The 18,241-nt window shown below is 69.9% G+C and carries 14 protein-coding genes; 3 read left to right on the forward strand and 11 right to left on the reverse strand.

What is annotated here, in order from left to right; genetic code table 11:
- Positions 1-9 precede the first annotated feature (9 nt).
- The 3 genes from ACZ6Z4_RS33515 to ACZ6Z4_RS33525 all read right to left on the reverse strand — a co-directional run bounded on the left by ACZ6Z4_RS33515 (position 10) and on the right by ACZ6Z4_RS33525 (position 4,342).
- Entirely contained in the window at positions 10-2,391 is a 2,382-nt protein-coding gene (locus ACZ6Z4_RS33515) for a ComEC/Rec2 family competence protein (protein ID WP_465574114.1), read from the reverse strand.
- Positions 2,378-3,139, reverse strand: a complete 762-nt coding sequence (locus tag ACZ6Z4_RS33520) for a ComEA family DNA-binding protein (protein ID WP_465574117.1) — start codon at positions 3,137-3,139, stop codon at positions 2,378-2,380. Before ACZ6Z4_RS33520 ends, ACZ6Z4_RS33515 begins: the two co-directional genes overlap by 14 nt.
- 360 nt (positions 3,140-3,499) lie before the next feature.
- A complete protein-coding gene (locus ACZ6Z4_RS33525; protein ID WP_465574121.1) occupies positions 3,500-4,342 on the reverse strand; it encodes a DegV family protein in 843 nt (280 codons plus the stop codon).
- Between the two features lie 53 nt (positions 4,343-4,395).
- On the opposite strand from ACZ6Z4_RS33525, the gene ACZ6Z4_RS33530 reads away from it, so the two are divergent.
- Positions 4,396-4,902 (forward strand): pyridoxamine 5'-phosphate oxidase family protein, encoded by a 507-nt coding sequence (locus ACZ6Z4_RS33530; protein ID WP_465574124.1) that lies wholly within the window; start codon positions 4,396-4,398, stop codon positions 4,900-4,902.
- 556 nt (positions 4,903-5,458) lie between these two features.
- On the opposite strand, the gene ACZ6Z4_RS33535 is transcribed toward ACZ6Z4_RS33530, so the two are convergent.
- Positions 5,459-8,014 (reverse strand): ATP-binding protein, encoded by a 2,556-nt coding sequence (locus ACZ6Z4_RS33535; protein WP_465574127.1) that lies wholly within the window; start codon positions 8,012-8,014, stop codon positions 5,459-5,461.
- 145 nt (positions 8,015-8,159) lie between these two features.
- On the reverse strand, positions 8,160-9,527 hold the full coding sequence (locus ACZ6Z4_RS33540; RefSeq protein ID WP_465574130.1) for a serine hydrolase domain-containing protein: 1,368 nt from the start codon (positions 9,525-9,527) through the stop codon (positions 8,160-8,162).
- On the opposite strand from ACZ6Z4_RS33540, the gene ACZ6Z4_RS33545 reads away from it, so the two are divergent.
- The gene (locus ACZ6Z4_RS33545) at positions 9,453-12,038 is read left to right on the forward strand and encodes a tetratricopeptide repeat protein (RefSeq protein WP_465574135.1); all 2,586 of its coding nucleotides are present in this window, start codon (positions 9,453-9,455) and stop codon (positions 12,036-12,038) included. The genes ACZ6Z4_RS33540 and ACZ6Z4_RS33545 overlap by 75 nt on opposite strands.
- Here the strand turns inward: ACZ6Z4_RS33545 and ACZ6Z4_RS33550 are convergent.
- The 4 genes from ACZ6Z4_RS33550 to ACZ6Z4_RS33565 all read right to left on the reverse strand — a co-directional run bounded on the left by ACZ6Z4_RS33550 (position 12,028) and on the right by ACZ6Z4_RS33565 (position 15,976).
- Complete coding sequence (locus tag ACZ6Z4_RS33550) at positions 12,028-12,213, reverse strand: hypothetical protein (RefSeq protein WP_465574138.1); 186 nt, start codon at positions 12,211-12,213, stop codon at positions 12,028-12,030. The genes ACZ6Z4_RS33545 and ACZ6Z4_RS33550 overlap by 11 nt on opposite strands.
- 100 nt (positions 12,214-12,313) lie before the next feature.
- Entirely contained in the window at positions 12,314-12,718 is a 405-nt protein-coding gene (locus ACZ6Z4_RS33555; RefSeq protein ID WP_465574145.1) for a secondary thiamine-phosphate synthase enzyme YjbQ, read from the reverse strand.
- Complete coding sequence (gene leuS / locus ACZ6Z4_RS33560) at positions 12,718-15,198, reverse strand: leucine--tRNA ligase (RefSeq protein ID WP_465574150.1); 2,481 nt, start codon at positions 15,196-15,198, stop codon at positions 12,718-12,720. Before leuS ends, ACZ6Z4_RS33555 begins: the two co-directional genes overlap by 1 nt.
- A 157-nt stretch (positions 15,199-15,355) precedes the next feature.
- Positions 15,356-15,976, reverse strand: a complete 621-nt coding sequence (locus tag ACZ6Z4_RS33565) for a TetR/AcrR family transcriptional regulator C-terminal domain-containing protein (protein WP_465574153.1) — start codon at positions 15,974-15,976, stop codon at positions 15,356-15,358.
- A 79-nt stretch (positions 15,977-16,055) separates the two neighbouring features.
- Here ACZ6Z4_RS33565 and ACZ6Z4_RS33570 point away from each other — a divergent pair, with 79 nt between their 5' ends.
- The gene (locus ACZ6Z4_RS33570) at positions 16,056-16,499 is read left to right on the forward strand and encodes a hypothetical protein (RefSeq protein WP_465574159.1); all 444 of its coding nucleotides are present in this window, start codon (positions 16,056-16,058) and stop codon (positions 16,497-16,499) included.
- On the opposite strand, the gene ACZ6Z4_RS33575 is transcribed toward ACZ6Z4_RS33570, so the two are convergent.
- Complete coding sequence (locus tag ACZ6Z4_RS33575) at positions 16,492-17,439, reverse strand: helix-turn-helix domain-containing protein (protein ID WP_465574163.1); 948 nt, start codon at positions 17,437-17,439, stop codon at positions 16,492-16,494. The genes ACZ6Z4_RS33570 and ACZ6Z4_RS33575 overlap by 8 nt on opposite strands.
- Positions 17,436-18,194 (reverse strand): phytanoyl-CoA dioxygenase family protein, encoded by a 759-nt coding sequence (locus ACZ6Z4_RS33580; RefSeq protein WP_465574166.1) that lies wholly within the window; start codon positions 18,192-18,194, stop codon positions 17,436-17,438. Before ACZ6Z4_RS33580 ends, ACZ6Z4_RS33575 begins: the two co-directional genes overlap by 4 nt.
- Positions 18,195-18,241 lie beyond the last annotated feature (47 nt).

Raw genomic sequence — 18,241 nt, forward strand, 5'->3', positions numbered from 1 at the left:
GTGAAGTCCTCATGGCTGCTGACCTTGGGTGCTCGTGGCCAGGGTGCCGTCGTCGGTCGTGACCGCGACGGCACCTGAGGTGTCGGTACGCCGGATGGTGGTGCCGGATCGGGTCAGGAGGTCGAGGGTTCGCGGAGCCGGATGGCCGTAGTCGTTGGCGGGGCCCGCCGAGATGACGGCGAGGCGAGGGCCGGCCTTCGCGAAGAACTCGGGGTCCTGGCGGGCCGAGCCGTGGTGCGGGACCTTGAGGACGTCGGCGCGGAGGTCGGGATGCGCGGCGAGGATCGCGCGCTGGGCTTCAGGTTCTAGGTCGCCGGTGAGCAGGATGCGCACACCGGCAGTCTCGACCAGCATGACGATGCTGGCGTTGTTCTCGGGCGAGCTCTCGTTGTCGCTGCTGCTCGATGGGTTGGTGGGCATGGCTGGTACCTCCGCGGGCCAGAGGGTCGTCCAGGTGAGGAGTCCGACGGTTCGGCGTTCCAGGTAGGTGACCGGGCGGATGGGGATTTGGTGGGCGGCCGCCAGGGCTTGGATTCGGCGGTGCTCTGCGGGTGGGGACAGGTACGGCGACACCTCGATCTCGCCGACCTGGCGATCGTTGAGGGCACCGGCGAGGCCGCCGGCGTGATCGGCGTGGAAGTGGGTGAGGACGAGGACGGGGATGCGGGTGATGCCGAGGTCTTGGAGGCATCGGTCCATCGGGGTGGGATCGGGGCCGGTGTCGACCACGACTGCGGTGTCCTCCCCCGCGCGGAGAACCAAGCCGTCGCCTTGCCCTACCGCGCAGGCGACGAGGACCCAGTGTGCGGGCGGCCAGCCGAGGCGTGGGGTTGGGCGGAGGACGACGAAGACGAGGATCGCCAGGCAGAGCAGGACTGCGAGTGGTCGGGTCAGGATTCGGTGCAGGCCGAAGGTCAGGGCGATGCAGAGCAGGGTGAGGACGGTGACGCCGACGACCGTGGCCGGCCACGGGCTGACGGCGCCGGGGAGATCGGCGCCGGTTTCGGCGACGAGGATGATCCAGCGGGCGGGCCAGCTCGCGAGCCAGCCGGCGAGGCGGGCCAGGTCTGAGCTGAGGAGCGCGACGCCTGCGGCGCCGAAGCCGAGGATCGTGGCTGGGCCGACCGCGGGGCCGGCGAGCAGGTTGGCGACGACAGCGACCAGGGAGACCTGACCGGAGAGCCAGGCGACGACCGGCGTACAGGCTACTTGGGCGGCTAGAGGGCAGGAGATGGCTTCGGCCAGGCGGAGTGGCATCCAGTTGGCCAGGGCATCGCGCCAGCCCGGACCGAGCAGGACGATTCCGGCGGTGGCCAGGACCGAGAGTGCGAAGCCGGCTGAGCGAGCTAGTGAGATGTCGAGGAGGAGCAGGGCGATGACCGCGACGGAGAGGCTTCGGACCGCTCGGCGTCTGGTGCCGCCGGTGGTCATGGCGGCCAGCGCGACCAAGCCCATGGCTGCGGCGCGGAGCACGCTTGGTTGTGGGCGGGCGAGGATCACGAACGCCACGACGATCAGCAGGCCGACGACGGTGAGGCCGCGGGCGCGGACGCCGAGGAGTCTGGCGAGTGGGAGGACGAAGGCGAGCAGCAGGGTGAGGTTGGTGCCGGAGACCGCGGAGAGGTGGGTCAGGCCGGTGAGCTGGAAGTCGGTGACGAGGTCGGGTGGGAGGGCTGACTCGTCGCCCATCACCAGGGCGGGGACGAGGCCGCGGACGTCTTCGGGTTGATCCTCGACCGAGGCGCGGAGGTCTGCGCGGACCTGCTCGGCGGCGCGGAGCCACCAGGCGGGGTCGTCGAGGAGCTTCGGGGTCGCGCGGGCGGAGAGCATCGCGGCGACGTCGGAGCCGGGGTCCACAGGGCTGAGGCGGCCTTGGGTTTCGACGTGCTGGCCGAGGCGGACGTGCTGCCAGGCTGGTGAGCCGATGAGCAGGATCGGGGTCTGGATGCGGGTGGTGGCTCCTTCGGCGGTGAGCTGGGTGGCGGTCGCTTTCAGTACGACGTACGGAGGGCGGCGGCTGCCGGGGGTGCTGCGGACCGCTGGGTCGCTGGTGATCTTCAGGTGGAGCTTGGCGGTGGAGTTGGTGGTGGCGAGCGTCGAGACGGGGCCGGTGGTGAGTTGGTGGATCTGGAGGGCTGAGGCTGCAGCCATGCCTGCCGAGAGAGCGGTGATGGCTACGAGGGTGAAGAGGAGGCGGGAGCGGCGGCGGAGGGCGAGGACGAGGAGGGTCAGGGAGAGCGCGCTGATGGTTGCCGTGGTGATGACGGCGGTGGCGCTGGAGTGAGGCATCAGGAGGATCGCGGTGATCCAGCCTGCGGCCGCGGGAAGGAGGAGGCGGGCGTCGAGGGTCGGCTCTTCTTCGGGTGGTTCCTGCGGGTCAGATGCGGACATGGGGCTTCAGGTCCTCGTACTTCTTGGTGCCTACGCCGGAGACCTCCTGGAGTTGGTCGATGGTGGTGAAACGGCCGTGCTCGGTGCGGTAGTCGAGGATGCGCTGGGCGAGGACGGGGCCTACGCCGGGGAGGTCGTCGAGCTGGTCGAGGGTTGCTGTGTTGAGGTTGATCGGGGCGGCTGGGTCTTGAGGCTTCTGACCTATGGGTGGTGGTGGGGCCGTCGTGGTCGTGCCGACGAGGATTTGTTCGCCGTCGGTGAGGGGGCGGGCGAGGTTGATGGTGGTCAGGTCGGTTCCCGGGAGGGCACCGCCGGCTGCTTCCAGGGCGTCGGCGACGCGGGTGCCGGGTTTGGTGTGGATGAGGCCGGGGCGGCGGACCTTGCCGGCTACGTGGACGGTGAGGGTGGCGGGGGTTGATGGTTTGGGGGTTTGGGGTTGGGCGACCGGGGTGCCCGGGGTCAGGGCGGGGGTTGTGGGGACTGGTTCGGGGCGGGAGCGGAGGACGGTGCAGCCTGCCCAGGTGAGGCCGGCGGTGAGGATCAGGCCGATGACGATCAGGTGGCGGGGCGCCACCGTCCAGCGGGTGCTGCGTAGGCGTTCGGGCAGCACGGTGTCGGGTATCCATCCGCCGCGCACTTGGTCCTCCCCTTCGTCGGCCGGTCTCGGGGCGGAGGCGGCGCGCAACCGGTCCAGGGCAGCCTGGCGGTCGGCCGGATCCGGCGCGGGAGAACGGCGTGGTGACTTCACACCAGGGAAAGTACGAGTCGGCAGGCCGTTTTCTTGGGGGAGATTTCTTGCTGTGGAGAACTTGGGCTGGGGTTGTGGGGATGCGGCCGGGGAGGTCGGCGGGGGCTGAGGTCGCGGCGGCCGGAGAAATACAAGAGGTGGGTCGCGGAAGTCGCGCGGTGGGGCGGGGCGCGGCGGAGCGCGGTGGGACGGCAGGGCGCGGTGGGCGGCGCGGCAGGGCGCGGTGGGCGGCGCGGCAGGGCGCGGTGGGCGGCGCGGCAGGGCGCGGTGGGCGGCGGGGTGGGGCGGCGGGGTGGGGCGCGGTAGGCGGGGCGCGGCGGGACGGCGCGGCGGAGCGCGGTGCGACGGCGCGGTGTCGGCTTACAGCGGGGCTACTACTACCGCGAGCATGCCGGGGCCTACGTGGGCTCCGATGACGGCGCCTACTTCTCGGAGGACGATCTCCTCGGCCTGCGGGAGGCGGGTGGAGAGGCCGTCGGCGAGGGTGTGGGCTTTGTCGAGGTTGGCCAGGTGGTGGACGGCCAGTTGGACCGGGCCAGTACCGGCTCGTTGGACTGCTATGTCGGCGAGGCGGGCGATGGCTCGGGAGGAGGTGCGGACTTTTTCCAGGGGGACGATTCGGCCGGCGCTGATGGTCAGGAGGGGTTTGACCGCCAGGGCGGTGCCCAGGAGGGCTTGGGCGGGGCCGATTCGGCCGCCTCGGCGGAGGTACTCGAGGGTGTCGACGTAGAAGTACGACGAGATCGCGGACATTCGGGCGCGGGCCGCGGATTCGACTTCCTGCTGGGTGGCTCCGGATGCGGCGGCTGCGGCCGCAGCTAGGACGGGGAAGCCGAGGCCCATGCCCAGGGAGCGCGAGTCGACGACTCGGACCGGGATCGGGGATTCCTTGGCGCCGATCATGGCGGCCTCGACCGTGCCGGACATGTCGCCGGAGAGGTGGATGGAGACGATCGACTCGGCGCCCGCGGCGGCGCAGGCGGCGTACGTGTCGGCGAAGGATTGAGGAGCGGGGCGGCTGGTGGAGACCGGGGTGAAGGTCTTCAGTGCGTCCGCGACGGCGTCGGCGCTGGTGCCGCCGTCGTCGTACGACGTGCCGCCGATCACCACCTGCAGCGGGACGACGGTCAGCGGGTGGCGGAGCACCTCGTGCGCAGACAGGCCCGCCGTGGAGTCGGTGACGACGTGCACGCGGGCTGACATGCAGCGAGGTTACCGGACGGTTTTCGTCGGTGTCCGGTGCGAGAGTGGGAAGAATGAGGGAAACCACAGCGGAGCTCACCGCGCTGCAGGAGTTGCTGGACGCCGCGCACGCGCGGTCCACGAAGCACCTGCGCGCCATCGTCACCGACGAGCGCACGATGACCGCCGACGAGCTGGCCAAGGCTCTGACCGGCATGTGCACGCTCAACCTGGCCACCGTGACCGCCACCGGCGAGCCGCGGATCAGCGCCGTCGACGGGCACTTCCTGCACGCCCGGTGGGTCTTCACGACCGCCGAGTCAGCGGCCAAGGCCAGACACCTGCGCAAACGCCCCGCCGCCAGCGTCTCGTACGTCGACGGCGAGCGGATCGGGGTGTTCAGCCACGGCCAGGTCGAGTTCCTGACCACCGACCACCCGGACTTCGACGAGATCGAGCAGCACCTGGTCGCGCACTACGGCAGCTCGCCGTCGACGTGGGCCGACGACATCGCCTACCTGCGGCTGCAGCCGCACTGGATGGTCGGTTACGCCTTCGACAAGTCCAAGCTCACGCAGTGATGCGAGGTGGCGGTCGACCCCTCCGTCGACTGCCACCTCGCGTGAACTGACTCCCCCTCGCGGTCAGTTCGGTGAGAAACTGCTCCCCCCGGGGAGCTCCAGCGGCCGGTCCCACCGCCGAGTGACCAAACTCGACGGCTGTCCCGTACCGGCCGGGCCCGCACTCGTCCCCTGTGTCGTGTGCATGGCCGCTGCTGGAGCCCCACCCCGGGTCCGGTGCCCTGACGGTGCACGGCACCCGGTACTACGTAGGACAGATCCGCACGGCGCAGCACTCCGGGAGCCCACGACAGCTGATCGGCGCCCCCACCGATCACTGCCGGACCTGCTCCGTGTCGCCTCCACCCGTCCCGCGGTCTCCTGGGCCCGGTCGGTGGTCCGCGGTTGCCTCGTCACGGTCCACCTCCTGCCCCGAACACCCGGTCCGGCCGTCGATCTCTGTTTTCGTGGAACCTGCCCTACGCCCACTAGTTTGGTCGGCGCGGACAGTCCGGACGAGGCAGATCGACCGGCAGTTCCCCGGCAGCTTCGGCAGCTAGGCGTCAGCAGCGCGCAGTCAGGACAGCGCGCGAAGCACGTCGTCCGCGAGCCGCCGTACAGCCTCTGCCGGATCCGGCTCAGGCCAGCCCGGCGCGTGCGTAGCGCTCGAGCAGGACTCCTGCAGCACCGCCCATGCCGTCGGCAGCATCGGCGGGTCCATCGTGCGCTGCCAGGCCAGCAGCTGCCCGCAGAGCAGGTCAGCCGCCGCAGACTGCCCAGCAGCATGCAGTACGGCGACAGCCTCCGGCAAGACGTCGAGCAGGTACACCACACGCCCCTCAACCTGCAGCCGGCTCACCGCGTCGCGGATCGCCAGCCGGGCCGCAGGCAAGTCCCCCGTACGCCGGGCCAACCGGCTCCGGTAGAGCATCACCAGGTAGTCGAAGTACCCCCGGTGCCCGCGGATGTCCGCGTCGGCCTCGTCCAGCAGCGCCTGCGCCTCGTCGAAGCGCCTCTCCTGGAACTCGACCATCGCCAGGCACCCAGCGATCTTGGTCCGCTCCGGGTCGTCGGAGGCCTGGCTGTCGCGTGCCAGCTCCGCCCATCGCCGCGCCTCGGCCAGGTCGCCCAGCTCCAGTGAGACCCGGCTGAGCGCCATGTAGGCGATCTCGTCCGGGTAGACGCCCGGGTTGACCAGCGCGGCCTCCCAAGCGAGCAGCAGCTCCTTGGCCTCCGGCAGCCGCGCCCAGCGCGCCAGCGCCAGCCCACAGATCGCCTGCACTGTTGCTGACCGCTGGACGTTCCCGTGCGCCCGCGCGTCGGCCACCAGCGCCGGGATCTCCGCCAGGCTCGCCGTGTCCAGCAGCAGCGACCCGGACGACACCCAGCCGCCCCTGGCGACCAGTCCCATCTCCGACTCGGGTGAGGTCAGTGTGCGCGCCTCGCCGTAGTGCCGCCGAGCAGCCCGTACGTCGCCGGTCAGGTTCGACAGCCGGCCGGCGATGGTCAGCAGCATCCCGCTGACCTCCTTGTCGACCACGTGCTCGGCGCACTCGACCGCCCAGCGGATCCCGCTCTGCGCCACGCTCGCCTGGTACTGCCACGCGATCCGGAAGCCCAGCACGATCTGCGCGGCGGTGTCCCACGCCTCCAACTCGGCCGCACGCTCCAGCGCCACCTCGAACGTCGCGGAGTTCGCGTTGGCGGCCCGGTACCGGCGCTCGCGGTCAGGACTCGACCAGGCGCCCTCCAGCCCCTTCACGTACTCCGCGCACCACTCCACCGCCCGGTCGCGGAACTCGGTGAGGTCAGTCCCCTGTGACGTCAGCCCGGCGTACGCGTGCTCGCGGATCGTCTCCAGCATCTTGTAGCGCGCGCCGTACAGCTGCTCGAACTCCAGCACCGGCTGCAGCAGCGACTTGTCCACCAGCTCGGCCAGCAGCATCGGTACGTCGAGCGGGTCGATCGGTGTCCCGGTGCAGACACCCACCACCGCGTCCAGCGTGAACGGCGAGCCCAGCATCGAGGCCCGGTACAGCAGCTGCCGCGCAGCGTCCGACAGCGCGTCGACGCTCCAGGCGATCGTGTCGGCCAGCGTCCGCTGATGCGGCGCACCGAAACGTCGCGGCCCGGACAGCAGCCGGAAGCGGTCGTCCAGCGCGGACAGGATCGTCTCCACCGGCAGCGACCCGGCACGAGCCGCAGCCAGCTCCAGCGCGAGCGGCAACCCGTCCAGCCGCTGGCACAGCCTGGCAACCGTTGCTGCGTTGTCCGGCGTCAGCGTGAAGTCCGGCCGGACCCGTGCTGCTCGTCGTACGAACATCTCCACGGCAGGGCTCGCTGCGATCTCCGCGAAGTCCCGGTCGTTGCGCGGTACGCCGAGCACCTCAACGCGCCGCACCACCTCGTCCGGCAGCCCCAGCGGGATCCGCGACGTCACCAGTACGCCGACGCCCGGGAAGCTGCGGACCATCCGGTTGGCCACGGTGGCGACGCCGTCGAGCACGTGCTCGGCGTTGTCCTCCACGATCACCAGGTCCCCCGGCTGGCGCCCGGAGAGCACGTCGTCCAGGTCCGACGTACCAGGCGCCGTACCGAACGCGTCGAGAATGGCCGACGGTACGGCGGCGTCGCGCTGGACCGTCGTCAGGTCCACCACCACCACGGTGGTGTCGACCCCGGAGAACCTGTCAGCGGCCGCCAGCGCCAGCTCGGTCTTGCCGACCCCACCAGGGCCGACCAGCGTGACGAGCCGGTTCTGCCGCAGCAGGTCGGCCAGCTCCGCCAGCTCCTTGTCGCGCCCGACCAGCCCGTCCGGGATCGGCCTGGTGCCGCGCCAGCGCATCCCTGTCGGCGCCGGAGCGCCCACCGCGATCACCGGGCGGACACTGCCGTGCCCGGCGGCCACCAGGAACGGCCCGGGGTCCTCGAGGCCCAGCGCAGAGGCGAGCAGCCGCACCGAGTCCTTCCGGGGCCGCGCGACCCGCCCGGCCTCCAGCTCGCGGATCGTCCGCACACTCAGACCGGCGGCCTCGGCCAGCTCTTCCTGGGAGAACCCCGCCCGGACCCTCGAGTCGAGCAGGAGATCGGCGAAACCACTCCGTCCCGCAGCCCGGCCATCCGCGTCCGACAAAGCCCGTCACCCCTTCTGAGCCTCATTCCGCCACAGCACAAGATACGTGACCGGACCCCGGGGACCGCACGTCACGTGACCGCGGAACGGGACACGAACAGGCCAGGATCCGGTCATCCGCGCCGTACCGAACGGCGATCGGCGCTCAGGCGACGTCAGGCCGGGTCATCAACGGTGCCCGAAGGTGCAACTCGAGATCCGGTCCCGTCAGTGGTACTACGTTCCAGGTTGCGGTCGCCGTACCGTCTTCGACCACCAAACGGACGCGGTGCGGGGTCGTGATCACGTACAGGTCGGCCACGAAGGTGTCGCCCTGCCAGGCACCGGCCGCAACCACCGGACGGCCGAGCGGCGCGCTCTCCCGCCAGTCGCCATGACCGACGGCGACGTCGAAACCGAGCCGCACGATCCACCCGCCGTCCACCGGGTCGACGACCACCGCAGTCCCGACCGGCAGCGCCGAGGACTCGCCGGCGACGATGCTCGCCTTGGCGGACCGCCCCGGCTCCGCCGAACCCACCGGCAGCGGCAGCGTCAGCTGCCGCAACCGCTCAGCGAGCGCCGCGTCACCAGCTTGACCGCCCAGCACCGGCAGCAACCGGTCCCACAACACCCCCGGCAGCACATCCGTCGCCTCAGCCACCCCGGTCACCACCACCACGAGCTCATGCGAAGGCACCACCACGCAGTACTGCCCCCACGCCCCATGCCCGAAGTACCCGTGCCGCGAGATCCAAACCTGGTACCCGTACCCGCTCTGGAAGTCCGGGTTCTCCGTCCACCCCGGCAACGGCAGCGTCTCGACATGCCGCCGCGTCGCGAGCTCTACCCACCACCGAGGCACCAGCTGCCGATCACCCCACCGCCCACCCCGCAGCAGCAGCTCCCCGAAGGCAGCCACAGCCTCAGTCGTCAGATGCAGCCCGTGGAAGCCGAACGCAGCCCCACTGGCCACCCGGTCCCACTCGACGTCCACGATCCCCATCGGCCGGAACAGCCGCTCGTCGAGCAGCTCCGGCAACCCGACCCCGGTCACCCGCTCCACCATCCGCGCCAGCACGAACGTGGTCGAGTTGTCGTACACGTGCCGCTCCCCCGACGGCCCGGCGAACGGCACCCGCAGGAACCCCTTCACCAGATCCCCCGGCTCCAGCTGCCAAGCCTCCTCCAGGCTGTCCACCGCCTGCCCGGTCGTCATCGTCAGCAGGTGATGCACAGTCAGCCCAAGCCCCTGCTCGGACAAGCCCTCCGGCACATGCTCAGGCAGTACGTCGACCACCCGATCGTCGAGCGACAGCAGCCCCTCGTCGACCACCATCCCCACCGCCATCGACGTGAACGTCTTCGTCAACGAGTACAGCAGCTGCAACCGGTCAGCCGAGTACGGCGCCCACCACCCCTCGGCCACGACCTCCCCACGGTGCACCACCATCAACGAGTGGCACTCCACCGCCTCGAGCCCGTCCAGCAACGCACCGATCGCCACACCGGAAGCAGCCCGCGGAAGCAACATCCCGGCACCGTACAAGTTCCTTCCACCACCGGACGAGGCATTTCTTCGGAGCGCGAAGCCTGGCCGACGAACCACCGCACCGTACGATTCCCGCATGCCGGCCCCTCAGCCCTGGCCGATCTGCTGCGCCACTTCCGCAAGGTCTCCGGGATGACCCAGGAGGCGCTTGCCGAACGAGCCGGCCTCAGCAACCAGGCGATCGGCGCCCTTGAAGCGGGTCGGCGACGCTACCCCCGCCCAGACACCCTGAAGCGCCTGGCTGCCGCGCTCCAGCTTGCCCCCGAGGATCACCGCAAGCTGACGGAAGCGGCCAAACGTCCCGGCACCGGTGAGACCATCAAGGACTCGGTGCCCCGCCAGTTGCCAGCTCCGATCGAGCATTTCGTCGGCCGGTCCCGTCACCTCTCCGAGCTGACCCAGCTGTTGACGGCGCCGCTGGCACAGGCCCCCAGCATCGTCGTGACCGCGATCGGCGGCATGGGCGGAGTCGGGAAGTCGGCTCTGGGACTCACGGCGGCTCACCACGCCGTCGAGCACTTCCCGGACGGGCAACTCCATCTCGATCTTCAAGCGACTGGCGATGCGCCCTGGTCGGCAGCGCAAGCACTGGATGTACTCCTCAGCGCGCTCGGCATTGCCCCGGCAGCCCCAGGTGATGACCTACAGGTGACCGCGGCCCGCTATCGAACCGCCATGGCCGGACGCAGGATCCTGCTCTTCCTGGACGACGTGGCCAGCGTCGAGCAGGTGATGCCGCTCATGCCGGGTACCCCCGGGGCCGCGGTCGTGATCACCAGTCGCCAGCAGCTCACCGAGCTCCCTGGCGTTCGACACCTCGCGCTCGACGTCCTGAGCGACGACGACGCATTGGCGCTCCTGACCGAGATCGTCGGGGTCGAACGAGTCGCAGCCGCCCCTGAGGCCGGGGCCGAGATCGTCCGCCGTTGCGCTCGGTTGCCGCTGGCGATCCACCTCGTCGGCGGTCTGGCCAACACCACCAGCCTCGCAGCGCTTGCCGCGAGACTCGCTGACGACGAGGGCCGCCACGAGATCCTCACCGCCGCCGGGACCGAGGTCAGTCGATGCATCCGCCTGTCGCTCGCCGCGCTCGAGCACGAAGGCAGCCGAACAGCTCTCGCCGCTGTTCGGGCCTTCCCGATTCTCGCCTTGTTCGACGGCTTTCGCTTCCCGCTCCGGGTAGCGGCCCACGTTCTGCAGATCTCAGTCGACGATGCGGAAGACCTCCTGGAACGACTGGTCGACGTGCACTTGCTGGAGACACCGGGCGCGCACCACTACCGAATGCACGACCTGGTCCGCGACGTCGGACGCGCTCTCGCACAGCAAGAGCTCACAGCCGAGAGCCGTAGAGCCGCGCGTCGCCGGGAACTGGACTGCTACCGGTCGATCCTCTGGCGATGGAGCGAGCTGACGGGGAGCCCAGAAGAGTACGGGTCCCGCACAGGGGTCAGCTGGTCCACCGGCGCCGAGGACCTGTACGACGTCAGCGAAACGTTGAGATGGCTCGAGGCAGAACTGCCGAACCTGAATCGGCTCGTCCGTACGGCGGCCGCCGGCGACGCGGAGTACCGGCTGCCGGCCGTCCAACTCGCACTCGGGATGCCGCGGCTGGCGGCCAATCTCCAGCGCTTCGCCGACGCCTTCGCAGCGCTGAACGCGGTCAGGACGATCGACGTCGCGCTGCCCGCCTCGATGGAGATCGGCAGGCTGTACCAAGCCGGCCACGTGACCGGAAGCCTCGGGCTCTCCGAACAGGCTGTCGACGTGCTGAAGCAGGCACTCCCGATCGCCCGCCGGTTGGGTACTCCGAAAGACGTCGCGGTCTGTCTGATCGACCTCGGGCAGGGCCTCGCGAACCTCGGGCAGCTCGCGGAGGCGCTCGCGTGCGCTGACGAGGGACTCGCCATCGTCCACAGCGAAGGGCTGGAACGGTTCGAGGTCGGCGGCAGCATCGTGCTCGGTGGCGTGGCCGGCCTGCTCGGCGACCTCGACCGGCAACGCGAACTCAACTCGCACGCCGTGGCGCTGATGCCGGAGCGCACCGCGCCTGGGACGAGGGCGGTCTTTCTCACCGTGATCGGAGAGTTCCTGCGCAAGTCCGGCCAGTACGACGAGGCGATCGCGATCCTGCGGCAGGCGGCAGCGCGAGCCAAGGAGCTCGGCGCGGAGGTGATCGAAGCTGACGCCCTCCAGGAGCTCGGCGCCTCGTTGCTGGAGATCGGAGACCTGTCGTCCGCCGAAGCGGCGCTGCGAGCCGGTGTCGAGATCGCCGCCCGTCACCCGATGGAGCACCGCGAGGCACCGCTGCTCCAGGTCCTCGGCAAGGTGTGTGCAGCAAGCGGGAGCCAGGAATCGGCCCTCACGGCGTGGAATCGTGCGTTGATGCTCTACGAACGACGGGCCGATCCTCGAGCGGACGAACTCAGGACGCTACTCGGCAGGAAATCCAATAATCAACTGAGCGAGCAGAAATCCGGATTCACGCGCTGACCCGCACCGGCTTTTCCTCGGCGTACAGGGAAAGCACCTCGGTCCACTCCGTCAGCCGGGCCGACGTGACCGCACGCCCCTCGTCGGCGTTCAGAACGCTCCCCGCGCAGATGTTCCGCGTCGCGCGTTCGATCAGCTCGGTGCCCGCGCTGAGCAGGGAGTCAAGGGCTGCCATGCGGATATTCAAGCGAAGACGTGTTTCGCCGAGGTAACACGTCCGGCAACATCGCGATACGTCAGCAAAAACCGGCCGGCAAACAATCAGCGGAAGTGATTCACGACGGCAGCCAGGAAAGCCGGACCTGGCGTTGGGGATTGTCGACGTTGGTGTCGACCAGGCAGATCGACTGCCAGGTGCCGAGCATCAGCCGGCCGTCGAGGACCGGGATCGACGCGTACGGCGCGATCAGCGCCGGCAGCACGTGGTCGCGGCCGTGGCCGAAGGACCCGTGGCGGTGCTGCCAGCGGAAGTCGCGCGGGAGCAGCTCCTCCAGTACGGCGAGCAGGTCGGTGTCGCTGCCGGCGCCGGTCTCCAGAACCGCGACACCGGCCGTCGCGTGCGGCACGAAGACATGCAGCAGCCCGTCGCCCGCCTCCGCGACGAACGACTCGCACCGGCTGGTGAGGTCGAAGACGACCTCACCAGCACCGGTCCGTACGTCGATCAGTTCGGAGCGCATCAGGCCGGGACGATGTTGACCAGCTTCGGCGCGCGCACGATCACCTTGCGCACCCCGCGGCCGTCCAGGGCCTTCTGCACGGCCTCGGAGTCCAGGGCCAGCTTCTCCAGGTCGGCGTCGCTGATGTCGGGGGCGACCTCCAGCCGGTCCTTCACCTTGCCCGCGATCTGGACGACGCAGGTGACCGAGTCCTCGACCAGTAGCGCCGGGTCGACCGTCGGCCAGCCGGCCTTGGCGACCGTGGGCTGGTGGCCCAGGTTCTCCCACATGTCCTCGGCCGTGTACGGCGCGACCAGGCTCAGCAGGATCGCCACCGCCTCGGTCGCCTCGCGCACCGCCGGGTCGGCCGCGCCCGGCCCGGAGTCGATCGCCTTGCGCGTCGCGTTCACCAGCTCCATCACGCGCGCGACCATCACGTTGAACCGGTACGAGTCGATCAGCTCGCTCGCGTCGGCCACCGTCCGGTGGGTCAGCTTCCGCAGCGCCAAGTCGCCGGCCGAGAAGTCAACACCCACAGCGGACTCCACCGAACCGGCCAGCCGCCACGCGCGCTGCAGGAAGCGCAGCGAACCACCGGGCGACAGGTCGGCCCAGTCGATGTCGTCGTCCGGCGGGCCGGCGAAGACCATCGTCAGCCGGATCGCGTCGACGCCGAACTCATCCAGCTGGTCGCCCAGGTTCACGCCGTTGCCCAGCGACTTGCTCATCGCCTTGCCCTCGTTGATCACCTGGCCCTGGTTCAGCAGCCGGGTGAAGGGCTCGGTGGCGTTCAGCAGGCCCATGTCGTGCAGCGCCTTGGTGAAGAAGCGCGCGTACAGCAGGTGCAGGACGGCGTGCTCCTTGCCACCGACGTACTGGTACGTCGGCATCCACCGGTCGACGGCGTCGCGGTCGAAGGCACCCTCGGTGTAGCCCGGCGAGCAGTAGCGCAGGAAGTACCAGGAGGAGTCGACGAACGTGTCCATCGTATCGGTGTCGCGCTCGGCGTCGCCACCACACTTCGGGCAGGCCACCTCGACCCACTCGCGGACCGACGCCAGCGGCGAGACGCCCTTCGGCTGCAGCGCCGCGCCACGCAGGTCCGGCAGCTCGACGGGCAGCTGGTCCTCGGGCACCGGGACCTCGCCGCACGAGGGGCAGTGGATGATCGGGATCGGGGCACCCCAGTACCGCTGGCGGCTCAGCAGCCAGTCGCGCAGCCGGTAGTTGATCGTGCGCTCGCCCAGCTGCTTGTCCTGCAGCCAGTCGATGATCTTGGTCTTCGCCTCGTCGATCGGCAGCCCGTCCAGGCTGATCTCGGCGTTGGCGCTGTTGATCGCCGGGCCCTCACCGGTGTACGCCTTGCCGTCGAAGCCCTCCTCGGGCTGCACGGTCCGCACGATCGGCAGGCCGAACTTCTCGGCGAACTCCCAGTCGCGGGTGTCCTGGCCGGGCACCGCCATGATCGCGCCGGTGCCGTAGTCGGCCAGCACGTAGTCGGCGGCCCAGATCTGGATCCGCTCGCCGGTGACCGGGTTGACGGCGTACGAGCCCAGGAAGACGCCGGTCTTCTCGCGCTCGGTGCTCAGCCGCTCGATCTCGGTGGAGGCCTTGACCGCCTTCAGGTACTCGTCGAACGCGTCGCGCTGCTCGGGCGTGACCAGCTCCTCGGCCAGCTTGGCGTCCGGCGCGACGACCATGAAGGTGGCGCCGAACAGCGTGTCCGGGCGGGTGGTGAAGACCTTGATCGGCTCGTCGCGGCCCTCGACCTGGAACGACGCGAACGCGCCCTCCGAGCGGCCGATCCAGTTCCGCTGCATCAGCAGGATCTCTTCGGGCCACTGCAGCTGGTCCATGTCGTCCAGCAGCCGCTGGGCGTACGCCGTGGTCTTGAAGTACCACTGGGTCAGCTCGCGCTTGGTGACCTCGTGGCCGCAGCGCTCGCAGCGGCCCTGGACGACCTGCTCGTTGGCCAGCACGGTCTGGTCGTGCGGGCACCAGTTGACGTACGACGCCTTGCGGTAGGCCAGGTCACGCTCGAAGAACTGCAGGAACAGCCACTGCGTCCACTTGTAGTACTCCGGGTCGGACGTGTGCAGCCGGCGCGACCAGTCGAAGCTCAGCGCGTAGCGGCGGATCGACTCGGCCTGGGTCTCGATGTTGGCGTAGGTGTACGTCGCCGGGTGCTCGTTGCGCTTGATCGCCGCGTTCTCGGCGGGCAGCCCGAAGGAGTCCCAGCCGATCGGGTTCATCACGTCGTAGCCCTGCTGGAACCAGTACCGGGCCAGGACGTCGTGCAGCGCGAAGACCTCGCCGTGACCCATGTGCAGGTCACCGGAGGGGTAGGAGAACATCGTGAGCGCGTAGCGCCGCTCGGCCGAGCCGTCGTCCTTGGCCTTGAACGGGTCCAGCTTCTCCCACACCGGCCGCCACTTGGCCTGCATGGCGTTGAAGTCGTAGCCGCCCCGGTCGATCGGAGTGTCTTCCACCTGCTCGCTCACGGTCCTACTCCCGCATTCTTTCGTGATGGTTGAGCCCAAATGTGCCAGAAAGGCATCCCAGACATGAAAAAGCCCCTCGCGCAGGAGGGGACGCCGTACTGACCTGGATCTGCCAGTACGGCTAACTAAGGAGCAGGCTCACTCGCATACGTCCATACTAGCGCCCCGCATCGAGTCCTTTGAGCAGGGCGTCGAGCGCGAACCTGAAACGCGTGTCCGCATCCCGGTCAGCTCCGGCGGCCGCGGCTTCGGCGAGCAGCGGGTAGTCGGCGGCGTCGATGGCGGACAGGTGGTCGACCGGATCGCCGTCGGAGGCCGTCACGACCTGGCCGACGACGAAGCCGGTCACGGCGTACAGGACGTCCAGCGCGCGACCGGGTCTCAGCCCGGCCGCTCCTAGTCCTTGTAGCGCCGTCTCCATGACCTGGAGGTTCGGACCGGTGACAGCCGGCCGGGAGGCGATCAGTGGAACCAGGTTGGGGTGGGCGAGCAGTGCGGTCCGCAGGTCGACGGCGTACGAACGCAGGCCCTCCTGCCACGACTGCTTGAAGTCAGGCGGTGTGAGCGGTGTGACGAGCTGCTCGACCAGGCCGTCGAGCAGGGCGTCCTTGCTGGGGAGGTGGTGGTACAGCGTCATCGCCTCCACACCCAGCTCGGCACCGAGCCGTCGCATCGACAGAGCCTTCAGCCCGTCCCGGTCAGCCAGTACGACGGCCGCCCGCAGCACCGCCTCCCGCGTCAGCCCGACCCGCTGTCCCGGCGCTCGGCGACCCGCCACGGAAACCTCCTCGACTTGAAAGTTCTTACGGCGTAAGTTTACGCTCAATCTTACATTGTAAGAATGAGGAGGAATCACCGTGAACACCCAGAAGGTCCTGGCCGGCGGGCTCGTCCTGACCGTGGTCGCGACCGTCGCACCGCTGATCGACCTGGCCACCGTCGACGTGATCGGCGACCACGTCCGCTCCGCGTACCCGGACTGGCCGGCCTCGGAGGTCGCCAAGGACCGGACCGCGATCAGCGCCTACCTGGTCGCCGTCGGCGTGCTCGGCATCGTCGGATGGGTGTGGACCCTGGCCGGCGTCGGCCGCGGCAAGCGCTCGGCCCGCTGGGTCGGTACGACGTTCTTCGCGCTCGGCGCGCTGATCGCGCTCACCGACGTCAGCGTCGGCGGCGAGGGCTACTCGACGATCGTCCCGCTGCTGCACGGCCTGCTCGGCCTGCTGCCCGTGCTGGCCGGACTGGTCGCAGTGGTCGGCCTCTGGCGCCAGCCGGTCGCTCAAGCGAGCCGACTCACCTGACGAACGTCGTACCGCCCGTACGCCGGTAGCCAGTCGGCGTGGTCGCGTACTGGCGACGGAAAGCCGTCGAGAACGGCCGGACGTCGGAGTAGCCGGCTGCGTGCGCCACCTGCGTCACCGTGTAGGAGGGGTCGAGCAGGAGCTGTGCGGCGAGCTCCAGCCGGAGGCGGCGGAGCGTGGCCATCAGGGAGTCGCCGGTGACCGAGCGGAAGAGCCGCTCGGCGTGGCGCTCGGACAGGTGTACGGCGGCCGCCACCTCCCGCACGGTGATCGGCCGGGCCAGGTTGTCGAGCAGCAAGCGCTGCATGGCGTCCACCACGACCCGGTCGCGGGACCCCGTGCGAGCGGCCTCCACGGAGAGGTCCTCGTCCAGTGCGAACGCCCGGGCTGTGTCGAGCACCAGCGCCGAGCCGAGCGCTGCCAGCGACGCCTGGTAGCCGGACTGAGGCGCAGCAGCCTCAGCAGCAAGCCGCTCGACAGTCGCAGCCAGACCACCTGTTCGGGTGGAGACCACAGGACCGTCGGGACGGGTCAGCCCCGACCACCAGCCCACTGCGCCCCCGCCCCGCCCGGCGGGCGGAGCGGGGGTGGGGACGGCGGAGGGCCCAGCGGGGACCGGCCGGAACGTGAAGCCCCAGAAGGCGATCCCCAGCGGGTCCACCCGACTCGACTCGATCTCGTGCGTGTCACCGGGCCGCGCTATGAACACGGTGCCCGGCGACACGGCGTACTCATCAGCGCCCAGGTTGAAGCGCCCCTCCCCGGCGTACGCCAGGCAGACCTCGTGGAACGAGTGGCTGTGCCAGTAGTTGCGCCAGTACTCCGGCCGGTAGTGCCCCCAGCTGACGAAGTCCGCGCGAAAGCCGTCGACCTCGCAGGACTCGAGCAGTCCCGCGAGGTCGACGAAGCGATCAGCCGCGGCTACGGACGCCAGGCTCAAGCACCACTCCTACCGGTCGGGTCGACCCCCTTCAGCATCATGCCCTGACCGAGCGAGTGGTCGTGGGTCTTCACCGACGGCGGGTCGCCCGCGTCGCGGTACTGCACCAGCCAGGTCGTCCGCGCCTCGTCGCTCACGTTCACGCCCGACCCGTGCACGGTCAGGTAGGTGAAGAACAGCACGTCACCCGCCTCGGCCGGCTGCGGCACCGCCGACTCGAACGGTACGTCGGGCAGGTGGAACGACCCCTCCGGGTCGTGCTCGCGCGGCCCGTCCAGGTGGCTGCCCGGGATCACCCGCACGCAGCCCTTCTCCTCCGGCGCGTCGTCGAAGTGGAAGATCGCCGCGCCGACCCGGTGGTGGGTGTGCGGGAAGAACGGGTGGTCCTGGTGCAGCGGGAACGGCGAGCCGTTCTCCGGCGGCTTCACGAACAGCTTCGTGTGGTGCAGCTGCACGTTGTCCACCCCCATCACCGCGGCGGCCACGTCGGTGAACCGCGGGTCCACCAGCAGCCGCGAGAACGCGCCGTCGTAGAACTGCGCGTCGTGCAGGTGCTGCAGCCGGGTCGCGCCGTCGGACAGGCCCATCGCCGACTTCCAGGTCGGGTCGTCGTTACGGTTCAGCTGGGCGAGCAGGGCGTGGCTGCGTTCCCGGTACGCCGCCGCCTCCTCCTTGCTGAGCAGGCCTTTCACCAGTACGAAGCCCTGCGTCGCGTACTGCTCGGCGAGTGTCGGCAGGTCAACAGTCACAGTCATCTCGAAGTCCTCCTGGTCGGGGTACTTCGAGCCTAGGAACGCCGGCG

The sequence above is a fragment of the Kribbella sp. NPDC104740 genome, from assembly GCF_055583505.1.